This is a genomic window from Mycobacterium sp. DL592 (assembly GCF_011694515.1).
Lineage (GTDB): Bacteria > Actinomycetota > Actinomycetes > Mycobacteriales > Mycobacteriaceae > Mycobacterium.
On the sequence record NZ_CP050192.1, the window covers coordinates 3,296,172 to 3,313,364 of the forward strand.

Below are 17,193 nucleotides of genomic sequence, written 5' to 3' on the forward strand. Positions count from 1 at the left end.
GCTTCCCGAAGCGGCCGCCGCACCCCCGGCAGCACCTCCCGCTGCAGCCCCGCCCGTAGCGGCGCCCGTACCGGCGGCCGCGCCGCCCGCAGCAGTGGAAGTGGCTCCGGCCCCAGCACTTCCGGCCGCCCCGCCACCGGCGGCCCCCGCTCCGGTGGCGGCCGCTCCGGCGGCCCCCGCTCCGGAAGCCGCCGCGCTCCCACCGGCCGCCGTCGCGCCGCCCGCGGCCGCGGCCGCGGCCGACGTTCCGCTCGCAGCACCGATCGAAGACTCCGCATTGGCGCCGGTGGCCGCGCCACCGGCCGCGGTACCCGTAGTTGTTCCACCCGTTGGGGTTCCGCTCGGCGCGCCGGTGCCGGTGGTTCCCGCCCCCGCTGCCGCGGTGCCCGCTCCGGTCCCGGCCGCGGCTGCCGTTCCGGACATTCCCGCCGCGCTGACCACACTGCCCGACGCCGCGGCCCTGGCGCCGCCCCTGCCGGTGCAATCGATCGTCAACGCGGTACCCGGCGGCGCCCTGCTGCCCGAACAGATCCCGATGCCCCACGACCTGGTCTGCGAAGGCACCGCGTGGTCAGCCAAGGCGCCGTCTGGCCAGGTGCCGCCGCATCTGCAAGTGCGGCAACGTTTCTGGGCGGACTAACCCCACCCGGCAGCCCTACTCAGGTCCAGGCACGTTGTTGCCAGCGCCAGACACTGTCATGCAGGAACATGTTCAGGCTGCGCGGCGGACGCCCCAGTAACTGTTCGACTTCGTCGGTGATCGGCTGGTTGCGTCCCAGTCTCGTCAGCGTGTAGACCGCCGCCATGAAAGCGATGGCATCCCAGCCCACGCCCCGGCGACGCAAACGGGCGGCAAATCGCACCAGGCCCGGGCGGGTGTAGGTGACCGGGTAGCCAAGCGTTGTGGTCAGCGCCGCGGCGACCTGGTCCATGCTCAACACGGCGGGCCCGGTGAGATGATAGATCATGTTGCGGTGCCCAGCCGCGTCGGACAGTGCCAACGCGGCGACGTCGGCGGCGTCACGTGCGTCGATGAAGCTGGTGAGGCCGCGCCCGGCAGGAATGAACAACTCGCCATACTCGACGATGTCGGTGCCGTGAGTCGAGATCGACCGATGCAAGTTCTGCATGAAGAAGCTGCACCGCAGCAGAGTCCAACTCATTGAGGACCGCCGCAGTGCGGCTTCGACCTTGTAGTGCGGAATCACGCGGGCACGATCGGCGCCGAACACCGACAGATAGACCACGTGATGGCAGCCGGCCTCCTCGGCTGCCCGCAGGAAGGGAATCACCGCCTCGCGGGCGGCGCGATTAGTCGGCAGCGGAAACAGCAGAAACAGCGTGTCGACCCCCGCGAGCGCCGCCTGCCATGTCGCCGGCTCGAAGAAGTCGAAGCGGCACACCTGTGCTCGACCCTCCAAGCGGGAGCGCAACTGCTCCGGGTGGCGACCTCCCACCCGCCAATCGTCAGCCGCCAGGTGCGACTCGAGCACGTCCACCAATTCGCTGCCCACATTGCCCGACGGTCCCGTGATCAACAGCACCGCAGCTGTATAACACAGCGCCGACCGCCCAAACGCGGCTTAGCGACTAGCCGAGCGCCAGTTCCAGATACTCGTATCGGCGCGCCAGAACGCTGGGCAACCACGGGCCGACCTCGGCGGCTCGGAACCACGACGTCCGCTCGAACAGCTTCGGCAGTACCGTCATGGCCTCCAGTCGCGCCAGCGGTGCACCAAGACAGAAATGCGCACCCTGCCGAAACTCATGTGGCCCTTGGTGTTCGGCCGGTCGAGCCGGAACTCGTCGGGATCCTCGAAGTGTTCCGGGTCGCGGTTGGCCGCGCCCCACAGCAGCAGAACCCGGGAACCGGCAGGCACCGCGACACCGGCCAGTTCGGTATCGCGCAGCACATGGCGGTAATGGGCGCGAAACGGCGGCTCCATCCGCAGCGTCTCCTCGACGAAGACGCCCATCAGCTCGGGATGTTCACGCAACCGGCCCTGCAACTCAGGGTTGGCGGCCAGAAAGCCCACCGCGACCTCGGTGATGGCCGCCCAGTCGCACACCAGGTAGAAGCCGGAGTCGCCGACCCGGTGCACCGGTCCGGCCTCGCGCAGCCGGTTGTAGAAGGGGTACGGGTCCTGGATCGCGGCGGCGCCGAAGAACTCGGCGGGGTCGAGAAGGAGTGCCGTCACGCGTTAAGGCCTACCAGACCAGGGTCGAAGGTCGCCCGGGAAACGACCGAAGCCGCTGCCGCGGAGACGATCAGCGCCGCATCGTCCTCGTGCCCTTTCGGGAAGACGATCTCGGCGCTGTCGGGGTCTTCGCGGTGAGCCATCAGCCAGTCATAGAGCAGCCAGTCGACCGCGCACGTCACCGCGAGCGGGTCGGCATCCGGAGCGTGTGCCGAGGCCACCACCGCCCGCAGTGCGGCGCGGTGCTCCTTGCGGGCGGCCTCCTTGTTGACCCCGGAGCTGTCGAACAGCAGCATCGACAGGGTCAGCGGGAACCGTTGGCCCGCTTCGGTTCGCACCACCCAGCGACCGCCCTTCCAGGGCTTGTCCTGGTCGACGTGGTGGAACTCGCCGAACCCACCGATCACCCCGATAGATGGGTCGTCGAGTTCACCGTCGAACGGTGCGGGTCCGAGCAGACCCAGCGGCTGGCGGGCGCGGATCGAGAACAGCGCGGCGGTCCCGATGATCTTGCCGGCCCGGACATCGGCACTGAGCCCGGTCTTCTCCAGCGCCGCAGCATATTCGAAACACAACCGGTCCAGTGTGCGGTGCAGTTCCAGAAGGTCGTCGCGCTCGCTGGCCCCCGCGGGGCCGCGGCCGCCGCCCAGCACCTCACCAAATCGCTTGGCGGCGATGATCAGCGCGTCGTCGAGTGCCTCCAGGTGGGTGGCGATCAGGCGGTCGGGCTCGTCGTCGTCGGCGACCAGGGCCTGCAGCGTGGCCGCGGCACCCGACGGGGTGGCCCAGTAGAAGCCGATCTGGTCCTCGGCCTGAACGATCCGGGGCCTCATGGCCGCCGCCACAGCATCACCCGGTTGTTTCCCGAGTCCGCCACCGCCAGCATGTCACCGCGCAGGGACAGCCCGTAGGGCCAGCACAGCGTGTCCCGCTGCACGGAGGTCCAGCGGTTCTCGCCGTTGGACCCGAAGTCGTGCTGCGCCAGCACATGATCGGCGCCGCGACCGTCCACGGGCACACCGTCCCACAACAGGATTCGATTGTTGGCGGTATCGGCGACCGCCAACACAGCTGAGTCCATCCCCGAGTCGCTTCGCTCCTGCCCGCCGGAGTCAAGACATGCCGCGTACGGAAAGCGGAACCGGTCATTGGTGTGCGGGCCGTACGGCCATTCGCCGGCCTCGGCGAAATCCGGTTGCCCCAGCACCATGTCGGCGTCACGGTCGGCCTGCGGCGGCGGGGACCATCCCAGGACACGGTGGTCGCCGGCATCGGCGATCAGCAGCAGATCGTCGTGGCCGGTGATGTCGTGCGGCCAGCGGAAACTCGCCGGGCCCGCGGGGCCACCGCGGTTCTCCTCACGGGCGCTGGCATCAGGCTGGCCGAGCACGATGTCGGCAGGCTGCCCCGGCTCGGGAATCCCGTTGCGCCACCCCAGGACCCGCCGGTTGCCGGTGTCGGCCACCCAGAACGTCGACCCGACGACCGCGATCCCGAAGGGCCAGTACAGGCTCGACGCCGAGCACTCACCGCCCTGGTTCTCCGACACCGACGAGGCATCGGGTTGACCGAGAATCAGATCGGGTGCCACGTCGCTGGATTCGGGCACGGTGTTCCACAGCAGGATTCGGTGGTGCCAGGCGTCGGCGACGACCAGCCTGCCCTCGTGCACCAAAACCCCGGTGGGCAGGTTCATCCCCCGCTCAGGGCCGCGGCCACCCGCGCCGTGGCCCTCTGATTCCCCGTCGGGCTGGCCGAGGACGACGTCGGCGGGTTGCTCGTCGCAACCGGGCATGTCGTGCCAGATCAGCACCCGGTGGTTTCCGGAGTCGGCCACCACCAGATGCTGCTCGCCGATGAACACGGCGCGTGGTGAGTACATCCACGCCATCGACGGCTTCGCCGGCGGCAACGCCAGGCCACCGGGCGCCGGGGCGCCCAGCCAAAGGGACGGTGCCCAGCCGCCGGAGAGATCGACTGTCGGTACGCCGTCAGGCTTCGTGCCCAAGCCACCGGAGCTGCCGGGCCAGCGACCATCGGCCGGGCTGTTGTGCCGAACGGTGTAGCGGCTCATCCGCTGACGCGGACCCAGACGTCACCGTCGTCGACCCGCAGCGGAAGCTGCTCGAGTTGCGCGCCAGGGGCACTGAGGCACTCCCCCGAGGTCGCGTCGTAGCAGAAGCCGTGCCATGGGCAGGTCAGCGTGTTGGTGCTGAGGTCGAGCACCGCGTTGTCCAACGGCAGTGCCTCGTGAGCGCATTCGTTGCGGTAGGCCGTCAGCCGTTGTCCGGCGTTGACGACGATCACCGGCGTGGCCGCACCGCTCGCGCTGGTCAGTGTCAGCGCCGTCAGGTCGTCGACGGGCAGTTCGGTGGCGGCGCCGACCTTCACCCACCCCTCGGCGGCCGGGTCCCGGCCGATCAGCAGCGACTCGATCGGGATCAACGTCGGCGTGGGTTCGTTCGGCAGCACCTCGACCGCGCTGATCGACGGAACACCTTGTACCAGAGCCTCTTCCACGAGGTTGCGCAGCGTCACCGAGGACATCGAGCACCCGTTGCACGCCCCCTCCAGACGCACGAACGCGGTGCCGTCCTCCACCCGCACCAGGTTCACGTCGCCGCCGTGGCTGTGCAGCTGTGGGCGCACTGTGGCCAGTACCTGGTTGGCGTGAGTGACCGGGTCGGGCCGCACGATCCCGTGCAGCGACAGCAGCAGGTGCACGGTGGGGTCGTCGACGAGTTCGAACAGCGCCTCGCGGGCGGCCTCGTCGGCGCGCAGCCGGCGCACCATCGTCACCAGCCCGGCGCGGTGGATCGCTTCGACCGCGGCCTTGAGTTCCTCGGCCACCGCGCGCGCCGCCGGCTCCAGGCCGGCCAGTGCGGCCACCGCATCATCGACGCGGGTGGCCAGCTCCTCGAAAGTCGGCTCGGTGACGGCACGCTCGGTGGTCGTCGACATCAGCTACTCCTGCTCGGTATCGGTTCGGTTCAGCGCGGTGTGCCGGGCGATCTCGTCGAGCACACCGCGCACGGTGCGCATCGCGTCGTGATCACCGAACTCCTCGAAGATGAACCTGGCCTCGTACAGCTTGGCTTTCGCCTGGTCGAAGACGCCCAGATGCGCCAGCACATTGCCCTGGTTGGCCAGCACCCGCGCCCGGCCCAGCGGGTCGGTGTCACGGTCCCGCGCCTCGAGCACCGCCTCGTACAGCTCGACCGCCTCAACCAGGTTGTCCGCCTGGTGCTTCGAGGGCGTGTACACCAGCGAATTGGCCAGGTTGAGCTGAACGCTGGCCCACTGCTCCGGGTACTCCTCGCGGGTGTACACCTTCAGCGCCGAACGCAGCGACTGGGCGGCGACCCCGAGCCGCAGCTGCCCGGAGGCTTCGGTCATCGGCATCGTCAGGTACGCGGTGGCCAGGTTTGCGTGCGCCGAGGCCCACAGCAGCGGCGCCTCCTCGCGAAGCACCAGCTGAAGGGCCGAATGGTAGTGCGGTATCGCGGCATTGAGCAGATCAGGGCGGTCATGGGCCTGTTCGTGCAACAGCGCGGCCACGTTGAGGTGCAGCTCCGCGCGGGCGACGCGGAGACCGTCGGCACCCTCGAGCGCGGCCAGCGCCGTCTCGAATCGCCGATAGGCGTCGGGGTTTCCGCTGTGCGCGGCGATCGAGGCAGCCGCCCCGAGCAGCACACCGCACAGCGGCCGCGAGACCGGCGTGGCCTCGTCGACGGCCTGGTCGAGGAGCCCGGTGGCCAGGATCTCGGCTCGCTCGTTGAACGCCTTGCTGGCCTGCGCCGACAGCACCAGAGCGGCAAGCTCCGCGGTGGCACCGTCGAGCTGTGGCGGGGTGTCGGTGTGTCCGAGCGAGAACAGCACCACGTCGACGAGCACGCCGAATTCACCGAGGGCCAAACGCAATTCGTCGGCGTCCTCGGCGTCGGAGTCCATCACGAATCGGTTGTACCGGCTCACCGGGTCGTCACCGGTCAGGGCAGCAAGGGCGCCGTCGCGGTCACCGGCGAGGGCCAGCTCGTGGGCGCGCATCACCGCCGGCCACTGCGTGGGCAGTAGCCCCGCCAGCAGCGCCTCACGCGCCCCCTCGGTGTCCAGGGAGGCGGGAATCAGCATGTAGCCCAATGGAAGCGGGAACGCGCCGAGCGGCTGGGGCCGCACCGCGAGCACGGTCGGATCCACGAGATGGGTCGATACATTGGTCGACACAGGGGTCACGACATCCCTTCCTTCATCCGTTGAGCGGGCCACGGATATCGCGCTCGGCGGCGCGTCTGATCAAGTTGGCGGACAGCTCCGCACGGGCCCTGGTGTTGTGGGTGTCGATGCGCTTGCGCACCACCCCGTCGGCAAACACCACCACGATCTCCACCGCCCAGCGACCGCGCTCCTCGACCACGACGGTCTGGACGTCGAGCGCTTCGTCGGTCGAGGTGACCTCGGGGACTCGGGTCCTGGGACGAACCGGGGGTTGCTCGCACATCACGATCACAGCCCTGGACCTTCAGCGCCGATCCAGGGGAATCCGCAGCGCCTTGTGTGCATCGTCCCAGAATGCCTCACGAACGCCCGCCGGGATACGGTCCTCGAGAACCTCACGCACCAGCACGGCCCGGTCGCCGGCCGGAGTGCGCTGTTTGAGCAACAGCCCGCCGCTGCGCGGCCCCCGCAGCGGGATCAGCCACAGGTCGTCGTCTCGCAGCACCGCTGCCACGGCGTCGGACGGAAAACGGCTGGCCGCCAACGCTGCATCGACCCGCAGGTATCCGTCTTCGGTGAACTCCACGGTGGGCTCGGCCTCCGCGCGGGGCCGCAGCGGGGCGAAGAAGTCACGCTCCACCAGCGCGATGACGTCTTCCATCGCGGCCTGTACCGGCTCGGAGAGGTCGGCGCCCAGGGCGACGTTGGCCGCCTCGATGAGGAACACGGTGATGTCGGTTGGGCAGGCATCGCCCAGCGCCCAACGGGCGAACGGGATGGCGTGGTCCCACCGGAACGAGTGGGTGTGCAGGCCCTGCAGCGGCGGGAGGTCGTCGAGTTCTTCGCCGGGCAGCCGGTAGATGGTCCCGGCAGCCGCCCCGGTGGCAGAGGCGTCGATGATCACCACCCGCCCCGCGCCGCGCATCTGGAAGGCGACGTCCATCCCGGCCGTCCCGCCGTCGACCAGCTTGGCGTCGGCCGGCACGCCGCGCTCCCAGAGGTGGCGGACCAGAACCGGACCGACACCGTCGTCGCCGCGCAGCAGGTTACCGCACCCGACGACGAGTACCGCACACCCAGGCGGCTCGATATCCAAAGGAGGGGGGTGGATATCGACACCGCCTGGGTCGCTGCGGGATTCGGGTGACCCGGGCTCAGCCGCCGGGCTCACACCATTCCGTTGATGACGAACTTCGAGAGCTCCTTGCCGGTCTTGCCGTCGTAGGCGTGCACGGTGCAGACCAGACAGGAGTCGAAGCTGCGGGCCACGTGACCGAGTTCGACCGGGTCCTCGGGATCGACGATCGGCGAACCGACGAGTGCCTTCTCGATCGGGCCCAGCACGTCATTGCCGTCGCGGGGTCCGATGTTCCACGCCGTCGGCGTGACGACCTGGTAGTTCTTGATCTTGCTGTCCTCGATGACAATCCAGTCGCTCAGCGACCCGCGGGCCGCCTCGGTGGAGCCGAAGCCCTTGCCCTCGGCGTATTCGGTGGGCTTGGTGTAGAAGCTCTCCTTGAGGTCGAGCTGGTCCAGCCAGCCCTTGACCCACTTGTAGTACTTCGGGCCCTCGTGCATGCGGGCCAGCTGCCGGGTCAGCACGCTCGGCCCGATCTTGTTCAGGATGTCGACGAACAACGGGTCGTTGTCCTGGTGCGGTGCGGCATTGGGGCCGCCCGCGGCCATCCGGCGGGCCAGCGGGCCGGCTTCCAGCGGGATGGTGCCCAGGTCGCCGACGGCGTAGCGCGGCGACTTCGCCCAGCTGTACTTGCCTTGCTTACGGCCCTCTTCGGGGTCGATCGGGATGGTCTCGCCCTCGAACGGGTGCAACGGCTTGCTGCCCTGATAGAACGAGTGGCTGGTGTCCTCGCGGACGTTGGCCTGATCGAACTCGTGCCACTGGCCCTGGGCGTAGATGCCGCCGCGGCCGATCAGCGCCGCGTTGCGGCCGTCGATGGTGGGGTTCTCATACAGCGTCGGGTCGAAGTAGGTGCCGGTGGCGATGTAGTTGCCCACCCCCTGGCCGTACTTGTCCAGGCCGATGTCGAGGCAGTAGCGGATGAAGAAGCCGCAGTCGCTGTTGTAGTGCGACTCGTTCTCGTCGACCCAGGCCAGTACGTCTTCCCAGGTCTTGTTCTCCAGCCAGCGGTTGACGCTGCAGCCCAGCCATGCGCCCTCGAGCCAGTTGTCCTTCCAGTGCTCGAGAATCGCGATCGAGCGCGTGACATCCGACAGCGTCGGCGCGCACATCACCCCGCCGGGCACCATGAAGCTGGAGTGCGGCCACTGCCCGCCGAAGATGGCGTAGACCTCGACCGGCTTGTTCGACAGCACCACTCCCTTCTGGTAGCTGGTGCCGACGTAGGGCGCGAAGCGGCGGACGGCCTCGTCGTACAGCTTGGATTTGGCGTAGTTCTTGTTGGTCAGGTCGATGGCGAACAGCGCGTAGAAATAGCGCGGAATCGATTGCAGGGTCTCGCAGGCCTGGGCGATGTTGCGGACCAGGGTGGCGTTGGCCGGCATGTGGGTGCGCCACGCGGTGTCCAGGGCGTAGGCGGACTTGTACAGGTGGCTGCCGCCGCAGATCCCGCAGATGCGCGGACAGACGACGAGGCCGGCCTGCGGGTCCTTGCCCCGGAGGATGATCTCGAAGCCGCGGAACATCGCCGCCTCGGTCCAAGCCGACGTGACGACCCCGTCATCGATGGTGACGCGGACGTCGAGGTCACCCTCGACCCGTCCCAGCGGGCTGACGTACAGGTCAAGTGCGGTCATGTGTGGTTCCTCCAAAAGTGTTGAGCACAAGCAGTTCTCGGGTGAGGGCTAGACGACGAACATGTCCTCTTTGGACCACTGTGGCGCCGCGATACGAGCGGCGGCAGCGTGTGCCATGTAGGTGAGGTGGTCGGATCCCTCCGGAACTTCCTTGGGGATCACCCCGCCGACCTTCTGCGTCTTGAACAGCGTCCCCGGCGCCAAGTCGAAGTGCGGGAACTCCGGCTCGGTGCACCCCAGGCACGGCATGCCGGCACGGGTCTTCGACGACTGCCGGTTCCACAGGATGCGGTTGCACGGCGAATGCGTCATCGGACCGCGGCAGCCGAACTCGTAGAACAGGCAGCCGGTACGGGTGCCTTCGCCGAACGACATCGTCGACTGCTTGTATTCGAAGAATTGCACACGGGTGCAACCGGTTTGGGTGAACGTCTTGAAGAACGTCTCGGGGCGGTGCAGTTCGTCCAGGGCGATGTCGCCGGCGCGCCCGGTGGCCAGCGCCACGATGATCTGGGTGATCCAGTCCGGGTGGGCGGGGCAGCCGGGGATGTTGATGACGGGCAGGCCCATCTTGGAGCGGAAGTCCGGCCCGAGGAATCCGCCCTTGTCGCGCTTGTGGAACTGCAGACCGGTCGAGGCCGACGGGTTGGGCTCCATCGCGGGAATGCCGCCCCAGCAGGCGCAGTCGCCGATGGCGACCACGATCTGGGCCGCGCCGGCCAGGTCGGTCACCCAGTCCTTCATCGGGCGGTCGGCGAACATGTCCATCCGGCCGGTGCCGTTGGGCGCCTCGATGACGGTGCCCTCGAAGACGAAGATGTCCAGCGGGCGGTCACCTTTGGCGCAGTCCCAGAACACCTTCTGGGCGTTCTTGCCCAGTTCGAGTCCCAGCGACGGATGCCAGATCAGGTCCAGCCCGAAGTCGACGATGAGGTCGACGACGTTGGGTTCCTCGGCGTTGAGGAACGACATCGTGTTGCCACTACATGCCCCTCCCTGAAACCACAGAACGGAAGCCATGGGCGAACTCCTCTCAGATGACGGCCTTGGGCGAGGCCGACGGGGGCTGGTGAATGACAGATCGGACAGCAGGCGAACAGGCGGGCTCGGTGGTCACTACCGGCCCACTCGGCGGCCGAAGGACTTGGCGACGGCGAGCAGGAAGCCCAGGCCGCGGGCGACGTCGGGATCCTTGGTCGCCTTGTACAAGCCGTAGAGGCCCTTCGGCGGGTTGGCTGCGCCGGCCTTGCCGTCGACCAGCGCATCGCCGACCGAGGCGAGCAGCTGCACGGTCTGCGGATCGGTGAGGCTGGAGTTCAGCAGGGTGCTCAGCGCGGGCGTCGCGCCGACCAGCGAGCCGGACAGGGTCGCCAGGCTGGCGGCCAGGCTTTGCAGGTCGACACCCTTGAACGCGTCCGCGCCGGGGATTCCGGCAGCCACCGAGGCGCCGCGGAACTCAGAGACCGCAGAGGAGACGCTGTTGGTGATCGTGTCGCCGCGCCGGACGAAACCGTCCAAGCCACTGACCAGCACAGCAAGCACATCGGCGTGATCGAGCAGGGTGTTGAGGGCTTCGGCGACCTTGGGGTCGTCCAACCGGTCTCGCACCGAATCCGCGGGGGTGACCGCAACTGCCTGCCCGTTAGACGTCATGCAAACCTCCTGGGGAGCCACCCACGGCACACCTATGGCAGGTGTGGCTTCAATCACAAAAGTAGACCTATGGGGCTGTTGTGCCTATCGCTTTCGCGCAGTCGCTGTCAGGATTGCGAAGAGATGACCGCGCTGAAACGACGGTGATGTTTAGGAGGCTGGACGTGTCGAACGCAAGCAAACTTGTGTCGGCCGACCTGCCGCAGGGCCCGGAGTTCGGCGGGCGCTGATGTCGCGGCTCACGAGATTGGGCTACATCGACGTCCGGCGCACCAGCAACCCGGTTCGCCGCAAGGTCCGCTCCCGGGGTGTGCCGCCGGCGCTAGCAAACAACGAAATCTTCTACACCGAGGACGTGAAGTCCGCGGCGCGGCTCATCGCCAAGACGCTGGGACCGCTGAATCTGACCGTGGGACCCGACGAAGTCCCCGGCTTCGCCGCCACCATGCACGGGGTGCGCCTGCGCAACGTCAGCCTGCTCTACCTCGACCTGCACGTCGCGGCCGCGATTGACATCCCCATGCTGGGACCGCATTACGCGGTGCACATGCCGATGAACGGGCGTGCGCTCAGCGAGCATCGCGGCCGAACCTTCGAGGCCAACACCATCTGCTCGGTGGTCAGCAGCCCCGGCGCTTCTCTGCGAATGGTGTTCGACCACGACTCGCCGCAGCTGATCATCCGCATCGAGGAGCGCGCGCTGGCGGCACACCTGACCCGGCTGCTCGGCCGCGGCATGGACCGACCGCTGATCTTCGAACCCGAATTCGACATGGCCAGCGAAGCCGCCATGCGCTGGCACGCCGCCGTGCAGCTGATCCACACCGAGGTCTTCCATGAGGGCTCACTGATCCAGCGCGGGCAGGGGATCGGCGCCGTCGAGGAGTTCGTCATCAGCAGCCTGCTGCACCTGCAGCCCTCGAACTATTACGCCGAATTCCTCGCACCGGCCCCGCCCGATCAGCGCCGCGCCGTGGTGCAGAACGCCATGAACTACATCGAGGACCATCTCGCCGAACGCATCACGATGGAAGCCGTGGCCAAGGCAGTGCACATGAGCGTGCGGTCGATCCAGCAGGGCTTCCGCGAGGAGCTGGGCATGACGCCGATGACCTATGTGCGGGAGCGCCGGCTCGAGCGGGTGCACGAGGAACTCACCGACGCCATCCCCGCCGACGGGGTGACGGTGACCCAGGTCGCCGAGCGGTGGGGCTTCAACCACCTCGGCAGCTTCGCCGTCGAGTACCGAAAGCGTTGGGGCGAAGCACCTTCGGAGACCCTGCGCCGCTGACGCGCTCCCCCGATGTCGCCCAACCCGACAAACGGGCGCGAAAGTGCGAGACGATCACGCCATTTCGTCGATCTCGGCGCTAGCCGTCGACGGGAATGCTCACCGTCACGGTGGTGCCTGCACCGGGGCGCGAGCGGACCTTCACCGAGCCGCCGACCAACTCCGCCCGCTCGGCCATCGACAACATGCCGTAACCGCTCGAGGACGACACCGGTCCGGTCTCGAAGCCCACTCCGTTGTCGACGACCTCGAGCCGGGCCATCCCGTCGGCGACGGTGAACGTGACGGTGGCGACCAGCGCCCGGGAATGCTTGACGACATTCTGAAAGCATTCCTGCGCAATGCGATACAGCGCCACCTCGATGTGCTCTGGCAGCCGCTCGTCGGCCAGATGCAACTCCAGGTCCACCTCCGGGATGGAGGTGGCCAGGCTGGCCAGTCCGCCGACCAGGCCGAGATCATCGAGCACCGGCGGGCGCAGCCCGCTGATCGCCGAGCGCGCCTCGGCCAGGGTGAGATCGACCAGATCCCGCGCCTTCTCCAGTTGCTCGGCGGCGGACGGCTGGTCACCGTCGTCGACGGCGCGGGCGGCGGCATCGAGCCGGTAGGTCAGGCCAACGAGGCGCTGAGAGATGCCGTCGTGGATATCACCGGCCAGCCGGCGTCGCTCGCTTTCCTGCGCCGCGATCACCTGCTCGGCGAAGTTCTCATGTGCGCGTTCGCGAGCCGACAGCTGACGGTGCAGCCGGGCCTGGTGCAGGGCACCGGCGATGAGCCTGCCGATGATCAGCAGCAGCTCGATATCGCGCGGGGTGAAGTCGCGGCGCTCGATGTTGTGCACGTTGAGCACCCCGACCAGACCGCCCGGCTCGGTTTCCATGGGTACCGACGCCATCGAGGTGAAATCCTTGCCACGCAAGGCCGCGATCGGCACATAGCGCGGATCGGCCTCCTTGTCGCTGACGATCACCACCGGCTCACGATGACTGGCCACCCAACCCGACACCCCCGAACCCAGGGGCAGCCGAACCAACCCCACCTGTTCGTCGAACGGCGGGGTGGCCCCGGCCAGCGTCAGCGAGCGGTCGGTGTCGTCGAGCACATGCACAAAGCACACGTCGGAAGCCGTTGCCGCGGTGATCATCTGGGCCACCGCAGCGGCCATGGGTTCCACCCCGGGACCCGAGGACGTTGCGGCGATGATGTCGAGCAGCAGTGCCACTTCCCGGTCGGCATCGACCAGACTGTGCATCGCATGCGGACTCACACCGCGGGAGGCGCTCATTGAAAGATGCCCTCGCGCAACGCTGTTGCCGCGGCACTGGTCCGATCGCTGACACCGAGCTTGCGGTAGATGGAGCTGAGGTGAGTCTTGACGGTCTCCTCGCCGATCACCAGCTTCGAGGCGATACCGCGATTGGACAGGCCCGTCACCACCAGCGACAGGATCTCACTCTCGCGCTGAGTCAGGCCGTGCCGTGCGCCGGGCCAGAACTGGTCGCTCTGCAGCCGGGCCGCCGTCTCAGCCGCGCGGGCGGCCAGCCCGGCGTCGATCGCGGTCGACCCGGCGTGCACACCCTCGAGCTGGCGCACCAGCTCGTCACTGCTGATGCCTTTGAGCAAATAGCCGGAGGCGCCCACCCGCAGGGCCTGGAACAGATACTGCTCGTCGTCGTAGACCGACAGCAGGATCACCTTCTGCCCGGGGTCGCGTTCGCGGATCTCCCGGCACAGGTCCAGGCCGCTGGCGCCCTGCATGCGGACATCGCAGAGCACGATGTCGGGACGCAGCTCGGCGATCACCGCCATCGCCTTCTCCGCACCGACCGCCTCACCCACCACCGCGACCCGGTCGGCGAACGGCGTGAGCATCGCCTTGAGACCCTCGATGACCATTTCGTGGTCGTCGACGAGCACCACCCGCACCGTCATGGCATCACCGTAGCGGTGGGCACCGGTACCGTCACCTCAATTCCGGGTAATCCTCCCCCGGCGCGTCTCCCCTGTCAGCACCGGAATCGACACCTGTCTAACGGCGTAATAATCACTGCTGCAACTGAATTCAGCATTCGTACGGGCTACGGCGCGTCCGGTCACGGGGATTCGTCCACCCACCGCATCCCCTGATCGGGGGATGCCCGGGAAGGTTCGACGGGTCCATACTGCGCACGTGGTCGCAACTCTGGACACTCTCCCCCGGAGTCGCTCATTCTGGTGGGATCGGGCGCGCTGCGCGCACGCCGATGTGCCCGTGCTCGAGGCTGTCGTCTTCGACTTCGACGCCCCCGTCGGCGCCAGCGAGCGCGACGCCCACATGTTCCGTGATCTGATCTGGAGCCTGCACTGCGCCGACATCCGGATCGCGGTCACCGCAGCAGGCCGGCGGGACCGGATCGAGCCGCTGGTGCGCGAGCTGATCGGCGACGGCGTGGTCGAGGTGCTGATCGCCGGCGATGACGTGCTGCGTCCCAAACCCGACCCGGAGGCCTACCACCGGGTGCTGTCCGAACTCGGCCTCGCCGCGGCCCACGTGCTCGCGTTCGAGCATTCGACGACGGGGTTTCACACCGCGCGGGCGGCCGGGCTGGCCACCGTCGTGGTCTTGACGGAGCAGCTCCGCGACCACGACTTCATCGGTGCGGCCGAGGTGCTCGACCGGCACACCTGGCCCGATCCGCTGTCGGCGGACCGCTGCCGGCGCCTACATGAGCGCTGGTGGATCGACCGGGGTAGGCGCAGCGCCTAGCTCTGGCCGCAAGCGGCCATGCTGGGTCTAATCCGCCTGGCCGCAAGCGGCCATGCTGGGTCTAATCCGCCTGGCCGCAAGCGGCCATGACGAGCTCCCGGACGCGCGCCGCGTCGGCCTGCCCCTTGGTGGCCTTCATCACCGCGCCGACGATCGCACCGGCAGCCTGAACCTTGCCGCCGCGAATCTTCTCGGCCACGTCGGGTTGAGCCTCGAGAGCTTCATTGATGGCGGCCTGGATCAGTGAGTCGTCGCGCACCAGGGCCAGGCCACGGCCGGCCATCACCTGCTCGGGCTCACCCTCGCCGGCCAGCACACCTTCGACGACCTGACGGGCCAGCTTGTTCGACAGCTTGCCCTCGTCGACCAGTGCCACCACCTTGGCGACCTGTGCCGGGGTGATGCCCAGCGCGTCGAGCTCCACGCCGGCTTCATTGGCCTTCTGCACCAGGAAGTTTCCCCACCAGGCGCGGGCCGACTCGCTGGAAGCTCCGTGCGCGACGGTGGCCGCCACCAGATCGATGGCACCGGCGTTGACCAGGTCGCGCATCACTTCGTCGGATATTCCCCAGTCCTGCTGAATTCGCTTGCGCGACAACCACGGAAGCTCCGGGATCGTCCCGCGCAGCCGTTGCACCAGCTCGTCGCTCGGCGCCACCGGTTCGAGGTCGGGCTCAGGGAAGTAGCGATAGTCCTCGGCGGTCTCCTTGTCCCGGCCCGGCGAGGTGTAGCCGTCCTCGTGGAAGTGCCGGGTCTCCTGGTGGATCCGTCCGCCGGCGGCGAGAATGGCTGCCTGGCGGCGCATTTCGTAGCGGACGGCCACCTCGACGCTCTTCAGCGAGTTGACGTTCTTGGTTTCGGTGCGGGTGCCGAACTCGGCCTGCCCGATCGGGCGCAGCGAGACGTTGGCGTCGCAGCGCAGCGAACCCTGGTCCATCCGGACATCGGAGACATCCAGCGCGCGCAGCAGATCGCGCAGCGCGGTCACGTAGGCGCGGGCCACCTCCGGCGCACGGTCCCCGGCGCCCTCGATCGGCTTGGTGACGATCTCGATCAGCGGCACCCCGGCCCGGTTGACGTCGAGCAGTGAGGTGGTCGCGCCGTGGATACGGCCGGTGTCGCTGCCGACGTGGGTGAGCTTGCCGGTGTCCTCTTCCATGTGGGCGCGCTCGATGGCGACCCGGAAGGTGCTGCCGTCATCGAGCGGGACGTCGAGGTAGCCGTCGAAGGCGATCGGCTCGTCGTACTGGGAGATCTGGTAGTTCTTCGGCTGGTCGGGATAGAAGTAGTTCTTCCGCGCGAAGCGGCACCACGGGGCGATCTGGCAGTTCAGCGCGAGCCCGATCCGGATGGCCGACTCGACGGCCGCGGAGTTGAGCACCGGCAGCGCGCCGGGCAGACCCAGACACACCGGGCAGACCTGGGTGTTGGGCTCGGCGCCGAACGTCGTCGAGCAGGCGCAGAACATCTTGGTGGCCGTCGACAGCTCGACGTGCACCTCCAGACCGAGCACCGGGTCGAAGCGGGCCACGACGTCGTCGTAGTCCAGCAGTTCGGCGTTGGCAGTGATCGTCATGGCTCGATCCTATTCGCCGCGTCCTCGGCCGACATCGCCCCATCAGCCAGCCGGGCTCTGAGACCGAGTCGGTGCAGTTGGCGGCGAATCGCCACGACAATGCCGATGACGAGCCCGAACGTCGACACCAGCGAGACGGCCTGGTTCACCGCCTGCGCGACATCGGCCGAGAAGTTGTAGATCACGGCGACCGCCGAGCCCGCCACGAGCAGGTTCACGATGCCGCACCAGAAGCTCAGGTGCAGGTGCATCCGGTGATACGCCCGCCGCGTGTTCGGTGTCCACGCCTGTTCGGCGCTGAGCTGCGCGATACGGCCCGGCCGAACGCGATCGAGGATCGACTCGGTCAGCGGACGGCCGGCGACGGCACTTCCGCAGAAGAACAACGCCAACACAACTCCCGGAATGATGTTGGACACCTGCGTGACTCGGGGATCGCCGGACACCACAGCGACGATCAGACTCAGGCCGAAGTTCGCCAACAGGAAACCAGAAAGTACGTCGAATCTGCGGCTTCGGACCACCTTCACCAACACCTGCACGCCGGCGACCGCGGTGCCCGCGATCAGCGCGGCGAGGTCCGGCTGGCCGATCAGCCGCATCCCGTAGAAGACCCCGAGTGACGGCCCGATGCTCACCAGCATCTGGCGCAATGACCGGCGGGTGTCGAACCGAGCTTGGGGCGCGTCGCTCACAACGGGCCAACGTAACAATCCAACCTGGATGCAGTTGCCAGGTG

At 68.1% G+C, this 17,193-nt stretch carries 16 protein-coding genes and 2 pseudogenes; 3 read left to right on the forward strand and 15 right to left on the reverse strand.

Annotated features, from left to right (window positions below; all coding sequences use genetic code 11):
• Positions 1-640 (forward strand): annotated as a pseudogene (locus tag HBE64_RS15790) (hypothetical protein); the annotation flags it as partial.
• A gap of 19 nt (positions 641-659) precedes the next feature.
• On the opposite strand, the gene HBE64_RS15795 reads toward HBE64_RS15790, so the two are convergent.
• From HBE64_RS15795 to HBE64_RS15845, 11 genes and pseudogenes are all read right to left on the reverse strand, one after another.
• Positions 660-1,514, reverse strand: coding sequence for an NmrA family NAD(P)-binding protein (locus tag HBE64_RS15795; protein ID WP_167103975.1), 855 nt, complete (start codon positions 1,512-1,514; stop codon positions 660-662).
• Between the two features lie 76 nt (positions 1,515-1,590).
• Positions 1,591-2,027, reverse strand: a pseudogene (locus tag HBE64_RS15800) (cytochrome P450); the annotation flags it as partial.
• Positions 2,028-2,194: 167 nt separating this feature from the next.
• Positions 2,195-3,031, reverse strand: coding sequence for a hypothetical protein (locus HBE64_RS15805; protein WP_167103978.1), 837 nt, complete (start codon positions 3,029-3,031; stop codon positions 2,195-2,197).
• Positions 3,028-4,272 carry an NHL repeat-containing protein gene (locus tag HBE64_RS15810; RefSeq protein WP_243841335.1) on the reverse strand — a complete coding sequence of 415 codons (1,245 nt, stop codon included), beginning with the start codon at positions 4,270-4,272 and terminating at the stop codon, positions 3,028-3,030. Before HBE64_RS15810 ends, HBE64_RS15805 begins: the two co-directional genes overlap by 4 nt.
• The gene (locus HBE64_RS15815; RefSeq protein ID WP_167103981.1) at positions 4,269-5,159 is read right to left on the reverse strand and encodes a NifU family protein; all 891 of its coding nucleotides are present in this window, start codon (positions 5,157-5,159) and stop codon (positions 4,269-4,271) included. Before HBE64_RS15815 ends, HBE64_RS15810 begins: the two co-directional genes overlap by 4 nt.
• 3 nt (positions 5,160-5,162) lie before the next feature.
• The gene (locus HBE64_RS15820; protein ID WP_243841336.1) at positions 5,163-6,431 is read right to left on the reverse strand and encodes a hypothetical protein; all 1,269 of its coding nucleotides are present in this window, start codon (positions 6,429-6,431) and stop codon (positions 5,163-5,165) included.
• Positions 6,432-6,444: 13 nt separating this feature from the next.
• Positions 6,445-6,696, reverse strand: a complete 252-nt coding sequence (locus HBE64_RS15825) for a hypothetical protein (protein ID WP_167103985.1) — start codon at positions 6,694-6,696, stop codon at positions 6,445-6,447.
• Positions 6,697-6,717: 21 nt separating this feature from the next.
• A complete protein-coding gene (locus HBE64_RS15830) occupies positions 6,718-7,509 on the reverse strand; it encodes a hydrogenase maturation protease (protein WP_243841337.1) in 792 nt (263 codons plus the stop codon).
• A 71-nt stretch (positions 7,510-7,580) separates the two neighbouring features.
• On the reverse strand, positions 7,581-9,188 hold the full coding sequence (locus tag HBE64_RS15835) for a nickel-dependent hydrogenase large subunit (protein WP_167103988.1): 1,608 nt from the start codon (positions 9,186-9,188) through the stop codon (positions 7,581-7,583).
• Positions 9,189-9,236: 48 nt separating this feature from the next.
• Positions 9,237-10,208 (reverse strand): hydrogenase, encoded by a 972-nt coding sequence (locus HBE64_RS15840; RefSeq protein ID WP_059020942.1) that lies wholly within the window; start codon positions 10,206-10,208, stop codon positions 9,237-9,239.
• A 96-nt stretch (positions 10,209-10,304) separates the two neighbouring features.
• Entirely contained in the window at positions 10,305-10,841 is a 537-nt protein-coding gene (locus HBE64_RS15845; RefSeq protein WP_167103991.1) for a DUF1641 domain-containing protein, read from the reverse strand.
• A 229-nt stretch (positions 10,842-11,070) separates the two neighbouring features.
• Here HBE64_RS15845 and HBE64_RS15850 point away from each other — a divergent pair, with 229 nt between their 5' ends.
• Positions 11,071-12,132, forward strand: a complete 1,062-nt coding sequence (locus tag HBE64_RS15850; RefSeq protein ID WP_167103994.1) for an AraC family transcriptional regulator — start codon at positions 11,071-11,073, stop codon at positions 12,130-12,132.
• Positions 12,133-12,211: 79 nt separating this feature from the next.
• On the opposite strand, the gene HBE64_RS15855 is transcribed toward HBE64_RS15850, so the two are convergent.
• Positions 12,212-13,417, reverse strand: a complete 1,206-nt coding sequence (locus HBE64_RS15855) for a GAF domain-containing sensor histidine kinase (protein WP_167103997.1) — start codon at positions 13,415-13,417, stop codon at positions 12,212-12,214.
• Positions 13,414-14,064, reverse strand: coding sequence for a response regulator transcription factor (locus HBE64_RS15860; RefSeq protein WP_167104000.1), 651 nt, complete (start codon positions 14,062-14,064; stop codon positions 13,414-13,416). The genes HBE64_RS15855 and HBE64_RS15860 overlap by 4 nt, the downstream gene beginning before the upstream one ends.
• Before the next feature lie 238 nt (positions 14,065-14,302).
• On the opposite strand from HBE64_RS15860, the gene HBE64_RS15865 reads away from it, so the two are divergent.
• Positions 14,303-14,878 (forward strand): HAD family phosphatase, encoded by a 576-nt coding sequence (locus HBE64_RS15865; RefSeq protein WP_167104003.1) that lies wholly within the window; start codon positions 14,303-14,305, stop codon positions 14,876-14,878.
• A 61-nt stretch (positions 14,879-14,939) separates the two neighbouring features.
• Here the strand turns inward: HBE64_RS15865 and gatB are convergent, their stop codons facing one another.
• Positions 14,940-16,454: an Asp-tRNA(Asn)/Glu-tRNA(Gln) amidotransferase subunit GatB gene (gene gatB / locus HBE64_RS15870; protein WP_167104006.1), complete on the reverse strand. Its 1,515-nt coding sequence runs from the start codon at positions 16,452-16,454 to the stop codon at positions 14,940-14,942.
• The gene (locus tag HBE64_RS15875) at positions 16,451-17,149 is read right to left on the reverse strand and encodes a VC0807 family protein (RefSeq protein ID WP_243841338.1); all 699 of its coding nucleotides are present in this window, start codon (positions 17,147-17,149) and stop codon (positions 16,451-16,453) included. The genes gatB and HBE64_RS15875 overlap by 4 nt, the downstream gene beginning before the upstream one ends.
• Between the last annotated feature and the right edge of the window lie 44 nt (positions 17,150-17,193).

Coding starts and splice junctions, on each gene's coding strand:
- HBE64_RS15840 (WP_059020942.1), bottom strand. CDS start 10,208: ATGGCTTCCGTTCTGTGGTTTCAGGGAGGGGCATGTAGTGGCAACACG.
- HBE64_RS15845 (WP_167103991.1), bottom strand. CDS start 10,841: ATGACGTCTAACGGGCAGGCAGTTGCGGTCACCCCCGCGGATTCGGTG.
- HBE64_RS15855 (WP_167103997.1), bottom strand. CDS start 13,417: ATGAGCGCCTCCCGCGGTGTGAGTCCGCATGCGATGCACAGTCTGGTC.
- HBE64_RS15810 (WP_243841335.1), bottom strand. CDS start 4,272: ATGAGCCGCTACACCGTTCGGCACAACAGCCCGGCCGATGGTCGCTGG.
- HBE64_RS15835 (WP_167103988.1), bottom strand. CDS start 9,188: ATGACCGCACTTGACCTGTACGTCAGCCCGCTGGGACGGGTCGAGGGT.
- HBE64_RS15850 (WP_167103994.1), top strand. CDS start 11,071: ATGTCGCGGCTCACGAGATTGGGCTACATCGACGTCCGGCGCACCAGC.
- gatB (WP_167104006.1), bottom strand. CDS start 16,454: ATGACGATCACTGCCAACGCCGAACTGCTGGACTACGACGACGTCGTG.
- HBE64_RS15825 (WP_167103985.1), bottom strand. CDS start 6,696: ATGTGCGAGCAACCCCCGGTTCGTCCCAGGACCCGAGTCCCCGAGGTC.
- HBE64_RS15860 (WP_167104000.1), bottom strand. CDS start 14,064: ATGACGGTGCGGGTGGTGCTCGTCGACGACCACGAAATGGTCATCGAG.
- HBE64_RS15805 (WP_167103978.1), bottom strand. CDS start 3,031: ATGAGGCCCCGGATCGTTCAGGCCGAGGACCAGATCGGCTTCTACTGG.
- HBE64_RS15815 (WP_167103981.1), bottom strand. CDS start 5,159: ATGTCGACGACCACCGAGCGTGCCGTCACCGAGCCGACTTTCGAGGAG.